This window comes from Labrys sp. F242, assembly GCF_057813875.1.
The window spans coordinates 121,078-133,738 of sequence record NZ_JBVASG010000005.1; the positions used below are offsets into that span (position 1 = coordinate 121,078).

The 12,661-nt window shown below is 60.2% G+C and carries 14 protein-coding genes; 6 read left to right on the forward strand and 8 right to left on the reverse strand.

Features of this window, described 5'->3' with window-relative positions:
- Positions 1-8: 8 nt before the first annotated feature.
- The 4 genes from ACZYTC_RS27045 to ACZYTC_RS27060 all read right to left on the reverse strand — a co-directional run bounded on the left by ACZYTC_RS27045 (position 9) and on the right by ACZYTC_RS27060 (position 5,927).
- Positions 9-1,343: a DUF6638 family protein gene (locus ACZYTC_RS27045; RefSeq protein ID WP_488990987.1), complete on the reverse strand. Its 1,335-nt coding sequence runs from the start codon at positions 1,341-1,343 to the stop codon at positions 9-11.
- A gap of 160 nt (positions 1,344-1,503) precedes the next feature.
- Positions 1,504-3,453, reverse strand: a complete 1,950-nt coding sequence (locus tag ACZYTC_RS27050; RefSeq protein WP_488990988.1) for an ATP-binding protein — start codon at positions 3,451-3,453, stop codon at positions 1,504-1,506.
- A 64-nt stretch (positions 3,454-3,517) separates the two neighbouring features.
- Positions 3,518-4,660 (reverse strand): hypothetical protein, encoded by a 1,143-nt coding sequence (locus tag ACZYTC_RS27055; RefSeq protein ID WP_488990989.1) that lies wholly within the window; start codon positions 4,658-4,660, stop codon positions 3,518-3,520.
- Between the two features lie 187 nt (positions 4,661-4,847).
- Positions 4,848-5,927, reverse strand: coding sequence for a coiled-coil domain-containing protein (locus tag ACZYTC_RS27060; protein ID WP_434954970.1), 1,080 nt, complete (start codon positions 5,925-5,927; stop codon positions 4,848-4,850).
- Between the two features lie 848 nt (positions 5,928-6,775).
- Between ACZYTC_RS27060 and ACZYTC_RS27065 the strand changes: the two genes are divergently transcribed.
- The 3 genes from ACZYTC_RS27065 to ACZYTC_RS27075 are packed head-to-tail and all read left to right on the forward strand — an operon-like array spanning position 6,776 to position 8,231.
- Complete coding sequence (locus tag ACZYTC_RS27065; protein WP_488990990.1) at positions 6,776-7,144, forward strand: hypothetical protein; 369 nt, start codon at positions 6,776-6,778, stop codon at positions 7,142-7,144.
- A complete protein-coding gene (locus tag ACZYTC_RS27070; RefSeq protein ID WP_454812587.1) occupies positions 7,141-7,425 on the forward strand; it encodes a DUF1488 family protein in 285 nt (94 codons plus the stop codon). Before ACZYTC_RS27065 ends, ACZYTC_RS27070 begins: the two co-directional genes overlap by 4 nt.
- Positions 7,425-8,231, forward strand: coding sequence for a transglutaminase-like domain-containing protein (locus ACZYTC_RS27075; RefSeq protein ID WP_441771380.1), 807 nt, complete (start codon positions 7,425-7,427; stop codon positions 8,229-8,231). Before ACZYTC_RS27070 ends, ACZYTC_RS27075 begins: the two co-directional genes overlap by 1 nt.
- A 109-nt stretch (positions 8,232-8,340) precedes the next feature.
- Here ACZYTC_RS27075 and ACZYTC_RS27080 read toward each other — a convergent pair whose 3' ends face one another.
- From ACZYTC_RS27080 to ACZYTC_RS27090, 3 genes are read right to left on the reverse strand one after another with little or no spacing between them, the layout of a single operon-like run.
- Positions 8,341-8,604 carry a hypothetical protein gene (locus ACZYTC_RS27080; protein WP_434954974.1) on the reverse strand — a complete coding sequence of 88 codons (264 nt, stop codon included), beginning with the start codon at positions 8,602-8,604 and terminating at the stop codon, positions 8,341-8,343.
- Positions 8,604-9,044: a hypothetical protein gene (locus ACZYTC_RS27085; RefSeq protein ID WP_441771378.1), complete on the reverse strand. Its 441-nt coding sequence runs from the start codon at positions 9,042-9,044 to the stop codon at positions 8,604-8,606. The genes ACZYTC_RS27080 and ACZYTC_RS27085 overlap by 1 nt, the downstream gene beginning before the upstream one ends.
- Entirely contained in the window at positions 9,041-9,280 is a 240-nt protein-coding gene (locus ACZYTC_RS27090; RefSeq protein WP_488990991.1) for a hypothetical protein, read from the reverse strand. Before ACZYTC_RS27090 ends, ACZYTC_RS27085 begins: the two co-directional genes overlap by 4 nt.
- Positions 9,281-10,034: 754 nt before the next feature.
- Here ACZYTC_RS27090 and groL point away from each other — a divergent pair.
- From groL to ACZYTC_RS27105, 3 genes are all read left to right on the forward strand, one after another.
- A complete protein-coding gene (gene groL / locus ACZYTC_RS27095) occupies positions 10,035-11,657 on the forward strand; it encodes a chaperonin GroEL (RefSeq protein WP_434954977.1) in 1,623 nt (540 codons plus the stop codon).
- A gap of 140 nt (positions 11,658-11,797) precedes the next feature.
- Complete coding sequence (locus ACZYTC_RS27100) at positions 11,798-12,025, forward strand: hypothetical protein (protein WP_481273735.1); 228 nt, start codon at positions 11,798-11,800, stop codon at positions 12,023-12,025.
- 128 nt (positions 12,026-12,153) lie between these two features.
- The gene (locus tag ACZYTC_RS27105; protein WP_488990992.1) at positions 12,154-12,288 is read left to right on the forward strand and encodes a hypothetical protein; all 135 of its coding nucleotides are present in this window, start codon (positions 12,154-12,156) and stop codon (positions 12,286-12,288) included.
- A gap of 148 nt (positions 12,289-12,436) precedes the next feature.
- Here ACZYTC_RS27105 and ACZYTC_RS27110 read toward each other — a convergent pair whose 3' ends face one another.
- On the reverse strand, positions 12,437-12,658 hold the full coding sequence (locus tag ACZYTC_RS27110; RefSeq protein WP_441771374.1) for an agmatine deiminase family protein: 222 nt from the start codon (positions 12,656-12,658) through the stop codon (positions 12,437-12,439).
- Between the last annotated feature and the right edge of the window lie 3 nt (positions 12,659-12,661).

Here is a 12,661-nt window from a genome sequence, read left to right on the forward strand (position 1 = left end):
TCCATTCCTCACCCCTTCGGGATCGCGCCCCATGGTCCGGCCTGGGGCTGGGGTTCTTCCTCCGGCGTGCCGTCGCCGAACAGATCCTCCCAGGCATCGTCGTTCCTGAGTGCTTCATCCCGGGACAGGAACTCCACCACATAATCCTGCTTGCGCGCGGACCAACCCTGATAGGCCTTGTAGAAGGCCGGCTTGTTGCACAGGAAGAGCTGACGGATGTCGAGCGGCGTGAACTCGCTGAGCAACTGGTTGACGAGGTCGCGGTCCGGCAACTGGGCCGCACGATAGAGATAGAAGCAGCCAGGTTCCGACGGGCCGGGAAGGCGCGGATTCAGGCCCTGTTCGGCGGCACGCAGGGCTGCTTCCACCGCCTCGAATTCCGGCGGCAGGTCGTTGGCATGGCGCATGGCGAAGCGGCGCAGATCCTGCCGATTGAGCCGGGCCAGCTCCGCCGGTGCGTCATCCTTGCCGGCGAGGACGCTGGCCAGCATGAAATCGAGCCGCTGGCGCAGCAGCGCCTTGGCGTTGAGGTCAGCAGCCTCGAAGACCGAGGTGATCAGGCCGTTGAGCTGCAGGAAGTGCCAGACATCCACGGCGCTTTCGAGATCCTTGGTCTCCACGGTGCCGATCTTGGGAAAGCCCGGCGCCACGCCACGATAGAGCATGGCGGGGTAGGACATGTCCCGGAACAGATAGAGCCCGTCGAAATAATTGGTGTAGAAATTGCCCTGGCTGTAGTCGGTCTTGCGGAAGCGCACGGGATTACGGGTGATGTCGCCAACCCGGCCGGCAAGCTTGATCATGCCGTCGATATAGGCGTCGTCCTGCCACAGATCGTCCTTTACGCGGAAGTCCTCGATCAGGCGCGACAATTGTTCGGCTTCGCCGAGCCGGTCGGTCGGCGTGTTGGCCTCGACGGTGACGGTGCGCAGTTCCAACAGGTCGGCCGGGCTCTTGATGCGCCACATCGAATGTACGAGTTCGCCCATCACGGCCTCGCGCACGCTGAGCGCCATCAACTCCTTGGCATTGTCCTGGATGAAGTTGCGCAGCACCGAACGCATGGTCGAAAACTGGGCGTTCAGCAGCGGCGCCTTGAGCTGGTCGAGGCTGAGCAGGATGAACATCCGGTTGCAGCCCTCGGGATTGAGGTAGCGGATGTCGTCGAGCTCGTCTCCGACTTCCGGCGAGAAGCCGGAGAGGTCGATGTGGAAGTCCTCCAACGCAGTGCGCTTGCCGATGAGCTTTTCCAGCGCCGCATTGTAGCGCGCCACCATGGTGGGGGAGGAGACCTCGATGAGGTTTCCGAACATCAGCCCCGCTTCGATCAGGCGCTCCATCATGACGATGACCTCGAAAGACTATCCGTCATTCCCGGCGCCGCCGCAGGCGGCGGGAAGGGAATCCAGGGGCTATGTGAACAACCCTTTGGCCCCTGGATCCCCTTCCCAAGGCCTTCAGCCTTGCCGGGGATGACAGAACGTCCAACGCCGATGATCACTATCATGTGCGCTGCTCCAGATAGCGTTTCTTGGCTTCCTCCATGCGGCCCATGTCGCGCACCGCATTGTCGATGGCCGCCTCGTCCGACTTGTCGGCATAGCGGAATTCGCTATCGGCGTAGCGATTGATCTCCTGGATCACCATTTCGACCGTGATGGGCTTGGCGAGCTCGGAGATCATCGCGAGCTTGGTAGCATAGTCCTTGGTGAGGAAGAGCTCGGGCTTTTCCATCCATTCGTCCGGCAGCTCGAAATCCATCGCCCTGACCTTGATGGCATCGGTGATGTTCTTGATGGCGCGGCCGGTGAAGCGCTCGTCTGCCTCCTGGATCGCCTTGAGATAGGCGCCGAGCCTGGCAACGGTGTCGAGCGCCCCGATCTTGCCCTGCACGCTGTCGAACACCTTTTTCAGGGCTTCCTCCTGCGGGCGCGAATGCGCGTCATAGGAGGCGGCCACCGCTTGCCGGATCTCCTGTGCAGCAAAGAGGTCGTGCTCGCCGAGCGGGATCTGGTGGCGCTTGCCGAGCAGCAAGGACAGGAGGTCGATATAGTCCTCCTTGCTCTGCGGCCCATCCACCAGGAAGCGGGCGCCGGCGCGCTGGCGCAGGGCATCGTCGACATTTTCCGGGAAGTTGGAGAACATGCCGAAGGTGCAATTGCCGCGCACCACGGTATTGGCGCCAGCAAAACTCTCCATCAACACGGCCGTGATCTCGAGCTGGCCGGAGGAGGATTGCCGGTCGCCGCGCTTGCCGGCGAGCTGGTCGATGTCGTCGATGGTGCCGAAGCCGATCACGGCGGGGTCGATGATCTCGCGGATGAAGGCCTTGGCGTTCTGGGCCGACTTGCCCTGGTAGGAATCGATGCTGTCGGTGGAGAGGTTGGCATAGCGGAAGGGATAGCCGGCATTGGCGCAATATTCGTTGAGCAGGCCGGCCATCATCTGGATCAGCGTGGTCTTGCCGGTGCCGGGCTTGCCATCGCCCATGAAGGTGAAGATGAAGCCGCCGAGTTCGGCGAAGGGATTGAGGCGCTTGTCGAAATCATAGGCCATCAGCATCTTGGCCAGCTTCATCGACTGGTATTTGGCGATGTGGTTGCCCACCACCTCGGTCGGTTTCTTGAAGGCCATGGTCAGCGCGGTGGAGCGCTTGTGGGTGGAGGGTGCAAAGCCGTTGATCTGGAAATCGTCCGCCTCGACGCGATAGGCGGCGCTGGTGAAGGCCTCCAGGCGCGGGGCGGTGCCTACGCGCATGGCGACCACCTCCATCAGCCGTTCGCACCAGGCCGTCAGGGTCGGCACCAGCTTGAGGCCGCCATCCATTCGGCTCAGGATGCCGTCGAGTTCCCACAGGGCGCCTTGCAGCGCGATGGATGGGTTGTCGGTGAGGATTTCCTCGAGCTCGCCGACCTCGGCCTGGCCCTCGCTCGCCTGTGCGGCGATGAGGAAGGAGAGCATGTTCGCCGTGACGTGCAGGGCGATCAGGGAGGCCGCGGTGAGGAGCTCGGCGAATTCGGTGCGCCTTGCCGGATCGAGGCGGCCCTCGCGATTGTCGCGCTTGAGCTGGCCGAGAGCGGTGCGCTCCTCATAGAGCTCGCCGACGGCCATGGCGGTGGCCAGCGCCCGGCGCAAAGCCTGCAGCACGCTGGCCTGGGCCGGGCTCATCAGGGCTTCGCCAGGATCGGCCTGGCTGATGCGGGCGATCAGATGGACGCCGTCCTGCGCCGCGCTGGAACGCGCGGTCAGGCCGGGCGTGGTGGCGCGGAACAGCCGGCCGGTGGCGGTGGGAATGCCGGGCGAGCGTTCGGCCGGCGCGGCGCCGGCTGACGCGGCCTTCGCCTTGGCGATGCGCGGCGCATGCTCGAACCCCTCCATCAGGGCCAGGGCCTGGGGATACTGCGCGCGGATCGCCGCTTCGCGGATTTCCATCAGATTGAGGGAAGCGGTCATAGGGTCCTCACGGTCATTCTATGCTCCCCGCAAGGGGAGAAGGTTTTTCGCGCGGCGCTACCCATCACAACCCCGTCAGCAGCGAACCGTCCTCGCCCACCACATATTTACGCACGTCCCGGAAGCCGGGCGGGTCGCGGTCGACGAGAACCTGATAGGGCAGGACCGGCAGGATGAGCGAGCGTTCAAGCCTGGTCACGCCGGCTTCGGCGGCGGCGGGCTGGTACTGGTCGAGGTCGAAGATCTCGCGCTCCACCGTGGACAGGAGGCCGGCGGGCACTCTTTCGCTGCGGGCCGAGACCAGGGTCTCGATGGTCCAGGCCAACGCCCAGTCGCTGTCCTCGGTACGCGAGACCTCGGCGAGGATTTCCCGCAAGGGGCCGGTCTGCTCTGTGAAGGCATGCGAATACATCGGCCCGACATGGATGCGCCTCAACAGCTTGGGGTGCAGATTGTCGAAATCGACGTCGAAGCCGCGGGCGATGGTGAGGAGCTTGAGGCTGGAGAGCGACTGAGCCATCAGGTGGGACTGCACCTGCGGCCAGCGCATCTGATCCTCGTTCAGGATGACGTGCCCGGTATCCTCGACCACCAGGAGATAGATCACCGGCAGGCTGAGGGCGCTGTCATAGACGGCCCAGTGCAGGAGGTAGCGCCGGCGCTGCGCCTTGGCGTCGGACAGCAGCACGAATTGGGGATGGTTCTGGGCGAAGAACAGGCCGCGCGACTTCAGCGTCTCGTAGTAGATGCGCTGGCTCAGGGCATATTGCAGGCTGGTGGGCCTGGCCCGCTCGGAGAGGATGTGCGCGATCATCTCCTCCTTCAGCCGGACCTGGTCGGGCTGGTTGGCGAGGTGGCGGTCGACCTGCACGAGGTCGTTCGCCATCGTCATGATCTCCTGGAACACCGGAAAGCCGCTCTCCGAGCGGTCGATCGCCAAGGTGAGCGGAAACGAGGAGACCCGGCCCGACATCAGATGCTTGAGGCTGAGGGCGGTGAAGGTCTTGGCCAGGCGCTGGAGATAGTTCTCGATCAGGTCGAGCTGGATCCTCCCGAATTCATTGCCGCCATATTTGGTGTCGTCGGCCAGGCCGGTCTGGCCGGTGACCTCGCGCAAGTGGCGGATGATGCGGGAGAATTTGCCGAAATAGCGCCGCATCGCCTGGGGATCCGGCAAGGTGACGTGGTCGTTACCGGGAGGGTTCAAGGGCGGCCTCTAGTTCCTGATGGTGGAAACACCGATCTTGTCATGCCCGGGCCTGACCCGGGCATCCAGTGTTGATCCATCTTTGATGGAAAGGTCGGCTGGATGGCCGGGTCAGGCCCGGCAATGACAAAAGTCGAGCCACGGGAAACATCGTCACACGCACCGTTCCGAGATGGGTAAGCGAGCCTCACGCCCCGCCATAGAGGTTCTTGTCGTGCTTCTCGACGATCTTGGCGAAGCGGCGGGCGAAGCGCTCGTCGGATTTGGCCTTTTCTTCCAGGACCTTGCGGGCAAAGACCATATGGTCCTCGTGCTTTTCCATCATCTCGGCCATGCGCTGGTTGGTGGCCGAGCCGATGGCCGCCATGGCGGCCTGGGCCTCCTGGTCGGTCTTGACGCCGATCTCGTTGATGCGATGGGCGACGTCCTGCTGCTGGGCCGTCTTGAGCGACTTGGTGAGCGCGTCATAGAGCACCACGCGCTGCTTGGTGTCGGTCTGCAGCTTGTTGATCAGCACCATCTGGGTGGCCGCCTGGTTCTGCAGGCTGTCGACCCAGGTCTTGCCCTGCTCGATATAGCGTTCCAGCGTCTGCGACTGGGCGACCTTGACCTGCTCCTGCTGCACCAGCTCGTTGTAGATCCCGTTGGTCTGGGCGAGCTCGCTCTCCAGGCGCGTGCGGGCGGCGGCGTCCTGTTCCATCGAGATCTTGTTCTCGAGGTCGATGATCCTGGGGTCCATCGCCAGCACCTCGGCCCGGATCTTCTCGAGCTCGGCCACGGTGTTCTCGCGGTCGGTGAGGGTGCCGGTCAGGTTCTTCTCGACCCGGCTCTTGTGGTCGTTGAGCACGCCGAGCTGGCTCTGCAGCAGGTTGACGATGATGTCGGACTTGGAGATCAGATCCTGCAGCTTGTCGTCGATGGAGGCGGCGCGCAGGCGCTCCTCGCGCATGGAGTCCGATTTCGCCGAGGAGAACATGCCCACGAAGCTCTCCCAGCCGGACTTCTCCCGCATGGCGTCGAATTCCTTGGAGAAGCCGGCGGTGACGTCGTCTAGGCCCATGATCAGCTCGGCGATGTTGGCGTTCATGGCATTGGAATGGGCATGGACGTCGTCGAGCGTGGCGTTCTGGATGTCGATGGAGATGTCCTCGCCCTGCTCCATCTTGGAATGGGCGCGCTCGATTTTCGAGCTGACCTCGGAAATCTTGGCTTGGGCGGCCTTGATCTCGGATTCGGCGGCTTTGATCGCGGCGTCAAACTCGGCCATGCGGCTCTCCCCTGGGTTGGCACCCCTGGAGCAAACGCGTTCATACCGAACGCTTATTTGTTCCAGGCTGATTGTTTCCAAGCCAATCCATCGGATTGGCTGGAGCGTCTTTGCGATTTCTGGCGGTTCCGCCAAATCGTAAGACGCTTTGAATATTGAGCAACCAGATAGGGGAAATCGAGGCAAGTTTAAAGGGCGTGGCAAAGGGGCGTCGACTGGCGTGTGACGTGGGGCACATGGGAACGGGGGAGAGGATCCGCGGTACCGCCACACCCTTCCCACGGCCGCATGCGAGAGGGCGGTGGTCGGGGGCGATGGCGGCTTGACGGGTGCGTGTCCAAGGCGTGGGAAAAAAGGCGAATGCCTGGCATGTACTGCCGATGCTCGACCGAATAGTATCTGTTTAAGATGAATGGCAACATCCATAATAATTTAATCCGGATACAAAATCGCGTGCCATTCTTTGAAATATTTTAACATTGGGCAGTATTTTTCCTTCACCAAAAAATAAAATCAATTGCGCCTTTTTTGGAGCCCAATCGAAGCGCATATCTATAGAGGTTGTTGACTTGGCTGATTGCCTTTTCGAGAGGCAGAAGCTCAAAATATAGCCACCGCATGGCATATCGGCGTTTGTCTGTCGTTTGGAAGCTCCCGTGCCTACCCTGACGAGGAAACAATCCAGGGGCTCCTGGCTTGTGCTTCGCCGCGTGAGCTCCCTCGCCCACCTGCCTGGATCTGGCATGCAAAGGTCACCGCGGCCGCCGGTACCGATCATTCCCTCCGATTCGGGCGCCGCACTCGAAAAGGGAAGATCCGACAACGATGAAATCGTGCGGAGCGACGAGATGCTGATGAAGGTCGTGATCGAATTCTACCGCGTCCGTCAGGCTGACGATGCGCATGCTGTGATCGGCCGTGAGACCGTGGATGCCGCCGGCGTCGACGATGCGATCGAGATCGCCTGTCAGTTTTGGCGTACCCTCAACATGCCGCAGCAACCCGACGCCGTCACCATCAGTGATAGCGGAGGAAACCGCCTCTATTCGCACAGAGTCTCGGCAGCATCGCGCTTCTGGATGAAAGGGCGCCGCCTGAACATCGACAGCGATGAAAGTTCGTCAAAACAAGAAGTTCGAGCAAAGGATGTTTCCAAAGGGCGTTTTATGGAAATCGTACTTCGCTCGGGACCTGCCAGAACGGGGTACCAATCATGACACTCGCCTTTCCCAACCTAAGCCGTAGCTTCGATGAAGTACGGAACGCCGTCCGTTTCTTCGGGTATGATGGCATGTTCGAAATACGGTTCTTCGTCGAGGCTGGTGCGCTCGCCAAAGCGGCCACGATGTCACGCGGATCGACGGCATCGGAAGCGGAGTGCCTTTCGGCTTTCGATGCTTTGCGGGCATCCATCCATGATGTTGCCCGCGAGGCCTATTCTCACGATCACCTCAGTTCCTACACGCTGACCGTCTCTGATTTCCGATCGGTGGTCTGATGCTGATCCGCTATGGCTACGAAATCACGTTGAACTGCCCACAACCGACCGCCTTGGTCTGCCTGATGTCTGTTCACGACGATCGCGCGGCCGATATTCGGGCCGCAGAAACGATCCTCACCACGCCACCCGCCGAACTGTCGACTTATCACGATCTCTTTGGCAATCGCTGCCGTCGGCTTGTGGCGCCGACGGGCGACCTGACCATCTGGGGCGATGCCACGATCGAGGACGACGGCAAGCCGGACAGGATATTCCCGTCCGCTCGGGAGTTCCCGGTGCCTGAACTGCCAGATGACTGCCTTGCCTACCTCATGGGGAGCCGCTACTGCGAAACGGATCGCCTCAGCCAGATCGCCTGGGATATGTTCGGCAAGATCGCTCCCGGCTGGGGCCGCGTGCAGGCAATCTGCGACTTCGTCAACGGCCACATCCGCTTTGATTACATGCAGGCCCGTTCGACACGAACGGCTTTCGAGGTTTTCCATGAGCGCATCGGCGTTTGTCGCGACTTCGCGCATCTGGCGCTAACGCTCTGCCGCTGCCTCAATATTCCCGCGCGCTACGTCAACGGTCATCTGGGGGACATCGGCGTCCCCATTGTCGACCCAATGGACTTCAGCGCCTGGATAGAGGTGTTCCTAGGCGGGGCATGGCATACGTTCGATCCGCGAAACAATGTTCCCCGGATTGGCCGGATCGTGGTTGCTCGGGGCCGGGACGCAGCCGATGTCCCTCTCATCAACTCGTTCGGCCCGCATGTCTTGAAGTCGTTTCGGGTCTGGACATACGAGGTACCAACGTAAAATGCTTCCCCTGCCGCCATTTGGCTCCGATTTGCAGCACATCGGCTGACCGCGTAAGTCCAGCCCGACGAGACTTGCGGTCGTGTTGCCGAGCCAATTCCGGCAATTGCTAAATCGCCGTGGAATCCTGTTCGAGCATGGCGTCGAACGTGGCAGGCGTGATGCTGGCAACCTGGATCGAGGTTTGTGGCTGTGAGAGCGCCGGCAGGTGGAAAAGAGCCGCTATGCGGCGATAGGCCAGAAACGACACGCCCTCGATCAGCTCTTCGTCGATGTCGACCCTATAATCTCCTGGCGGTTGATTTTCGTTGAAGCCATCGAGGCGGAATGGCTTGGTAAAAGTCACCGTCGAACGCGTCGTGCGGACATTCATCACACCTCTCCTTTGCCGACGGATAATTTCCGCTCTCGGCTCTTGCGAGAACGGGAGGACTTTCGCTCTACCGCCGCGGCGGCAAGGTAGGCTTGGATGGCTGATTGCATATGCTCGCGCCAGAGCGAGATCGGCATCGTACGCGTGACCACGGCATGGTCGGAGAAATAGCCGATTTTGGGCTGAAGCAAGGCGAGAACCGCCTTTTCCAGAAGGACGCCTCCGGGGCTGTTCATGGCTTGGGTCCTCACGTCGTCCCTAGAGCGACTTCCAAAAAGCGACAGATCTTTCGAATAAGAAAGTACGCTAAAACAAAGAGTTAGAGGAATCTCCCCTGCAGGCGGGTCACATTGCTCCAACACCGCCGTTTCCGCCTCTGATGGCACCCGGCTGATCGTCACCTTCGCTGCGACAACCAGATTCCGGGCGGGGGCGTTCATTCGACGACAGTTGCTCGGATTGCCCACGGGAAGGAATGAAATGGGCGAAAGGCCCCTTCGTCGTCCAGGCCTCTTGTCAGAATGGCCTGGAATATTTCCCGTTCGAGCAAATCTCGCTGAACCTGCAAGGAAAGTCTGTCGGGAGCTACCCGCATGGCGCCTCCTTCATTCTCCCAATTGGCGATCGCCTTGTCGAAGCCATCGTCGAATGGTGACTTGAAAAGAACTTGTCGCATCGGGGCCTCCTCACGCGGCGAAGCAAATGTCCAAAACGCGTCCTTCGCCTGGGCTTCGGCGCCACGCCAGAAGCGATATCGCTGTTCGCAAGACGTCTCGGGAAGGGCGTGGACATGCCATCGTGCGTATTGTCGGCCATGTCGCGACGTTCGCTCTGCAGTCGCGAGGTGCGCCAATCAACGCCGTATGGATACTATTTCATGGCAGGTCTGGGCACGGCTTCGCGCTCGTAAAATACAGAGATTCAAATAAAACCTTTTATTAAAGATCCCATTTCTAAATCCGCCATGCGTTTTTTCCATTAAAGAAAAATACTTTACTCCCTATTCGTTTTAATATCGAGAATTATTTTTTAAAGTATACAAAAGTTGTGTTGGAATTTTTCGGTCAAGTGGAATTAAATTTTCTTCAATCTCTGGAATAAGGGTTGATTTTTATTTTCTAGCACTCATGTCCATGGAGTGCCAAAGAGTGTATAAAGAAAGGGGTGGCGTGCCGATGTGCGCCGAGCCTGAAAAGTGCACTTCAAAGACATTCGACCTCAGGCAGACCGAACCGTTGTCGGTCGCCTCGGCGGTGGGACGAGGTCGCTACTTCGAAACGGCAGAGCAGACACGGGGCAAGGTGAGGCGATCCCGATCATGGGAGAGCAGCGTCGCCGCCGTCCCGACAAAACGAAAGCCGTCGCTGAGGCGGCCGTAAACGCCGTGCTTGCCTTTGCCTTTCACACACAACAGAGACCGGAGTTCAACCATGCCCGCCAAAGATGTCAGATTCTCCAGCGATGCCCGTGATCGCATGTTGCGTGGCGTGGAGATCCTCAACAATGCCGTCAAGGTCACGCTTGGGCCCAAAGGGCGCAATGTGATCATCGACCGTGCCTACGGTGCGCCTCGTATCACCAAGGATGGCGTGACCGTCGCCAAGGAAATCGATCTCGTCGACAAATTCGAGAACATGGGCGCCCAGCTCGTGCGTGAGGTCGCCTCAAAGACCAATGACCTTGCCGGCGACGGAACGACGACTGCGACGGTGCTGGCCGCCTCCATTTTCCGGGAAGGTACGAAATTCGTCGCCGCCGGCATGAATCCGATGGATCTCAAGCGTGGCATCGATCTCGCCGTGCTTGCCGTGGTGAAAGATATCGAGACGAGGGCCCAGAAGGTGCGATCCTCGGATGAAATCGCTCAAGTCGGCACCATCGCGGCCAATGGCGACGCCTCGATCGGCAAGATGATCGCCAAGGCGATGAAGAAGGTCGGCAATGAAGGCGTCGTCACGGTGGAGGAGGCCAAGAGCGCCGAAACCGCACTTGATGTCGTCGAGGGCATGCAGTTCGACAGGGGCTATCTCTCCCCTTATTTCATCACGAATGCCGAGAAGATGTCGGTGGATCTGGAGGATGCCTATCTCCTGATCCACGAGAAGAAGCTGACGAGCGTCCAGGTCCTCCTGCCGCTCCTGGAAGCGGTGGTGCAGACCGGCAAGCCTCTCCTGATCATCTGCGAGGATGTCGAGGGGGAAGCTCTTGCAACGCTCGTCGTCAACAAGCTGCGTGGCGGCCTCAAGGTCGCCGCGGTGAAAGCGCCGGGTTTCGGGGATCGGCGCAAGGCCATCCTTGCCGATATTGCCACGCTGACGGGCGGACAACTCATCTCCGACGATCTTGGTGTGAAGCTCGAGAATGTCACGATCGACATGCTCGGCCGTGCCAAGCGCCTGCACATCGACAAGGAGAGCACCACCGTTATCGATGGTGCCGGCGACAAGAAGGAGATCACGGCCCGCATCCGGCAGATCAAGAACCAGATCGGAGAGACCAGCTCCGAATACGACAAGGAGAAGCTGCAGGAGCGCCTCGCCAAGCTCTCGGGCGGCGTGGCTGTTATTCGCGTCGGTGGCGCAACCGAGGTCGAGGTCAAGGAAAAGAAGGATCGTATCGAGGACGCGCTCAACGCCACCCGCGCGGCGATCCAGGAGGGCATTGTCCCCGGGGGCGGTGTCGCTTTGCTGCGGGCAAAGGCTGCCCTCCACAAGATCGTCTCGGACAATCCCGATGTCCGGGCAGGCATTGCCATCGTCATGCGTGCGCTCGAAGCGCCAATCCGGCAGATCGTCGAGAATTCCGGCGTCGAGGGGTCGACGGTTGTTGGCAAGCTTCTGGAAGCAAACAATCCCAATCTCGGCTTCGATGCCCAGACCGAGCGCTATGTCGACATGCTCGAGGCCGGCATCATCGACCCGGCCAAGGTGGTCCGGGCAGCATTGCAGGATGCAGGCTCCGTTGCGGCCCTGATGATCACCACCGAAGCGATTATCGTGTCGACCGAATCGGACGCTGCCGGCGCCATGCCAAATGGAGGAATGGGGTATTGATGGGGCATCCCGCCCCGCGATTACTCGTCGTCATTCGAAGTTGAAATATAACTCAGATAATAAACTCAAATATTCGGATTAATTCTCTAAATTCGGGCTTCGAAAATGGGGGGGCGGTTTTTTCATTACAGGAGAGTAAAATGACAAATGTCGAATTGATGAAAGTCGAAGTACAGGGGAGCGGTCGCCTTCTGTTCAGCGTTCGCGTGCCTACTGCTGTGGGCAAGATGGAATTTCCGATCGCGATCGACGATCAGGGATCACAGGCCTTGAATGAGATTGCGGTCCTGCGCTCCACCATCGTCTTTGCCGAGGAATTGGAAGCCTCGGTTCGGCGTCGTCTCGGAGCGACGACTCACAAGCTCTGAACTCGAGGAGCCGCGACCTCCACCCGGATTTTCAGCCAGTGGCAGTTGGACTCTCGGCGAGATTTAGGGCTTTCCAATTTCGAACGGTCCGGCTGGTGAACGAGCCGGCAGCAGGGCGGGAATGTGGGATGCGTAGCCTGCGTCTCGTCATTTCCGGCCTTTCGCCGCATGCTTGCACCGCTCGGATGACCAGCGCGACCGCCGGACCGAGCAAGGCCAGCAGGAAGCCCAACACGATGCCGGTCGAGGTCACCATCGGCTGACGGAACGGGGCAGTTTCAGTCTCGAACGTCTTTTCTTCGCTCATCGGAACGCCTTTGCCTTTGGCATGGTCGAAGCCCTATTTCGGCTGCTGCTGCGTCCTGCAATGGATGCCGCCACCCGCTGCTGCATACCGGCGATGCCGGGCAGTCAGATGATCTTTTCCAGCCCCAGGAGACGGAAGAGTTCCTTCTCGCAAGCCGCCTTGCTCACGCCGGGATTGCGGCTCGGATTGAGCACGCAGCTCTGCGTAATGATGGCTGTTCCTTCGCCATCCACCTCGATGCCGCCACCTTCCATCCCGAGGTCGGTCTCGATGAACGCGCATCGACCTTGCCCGCCACGAAGGCGGCAACTTGGCGTCTCTGGCATGGC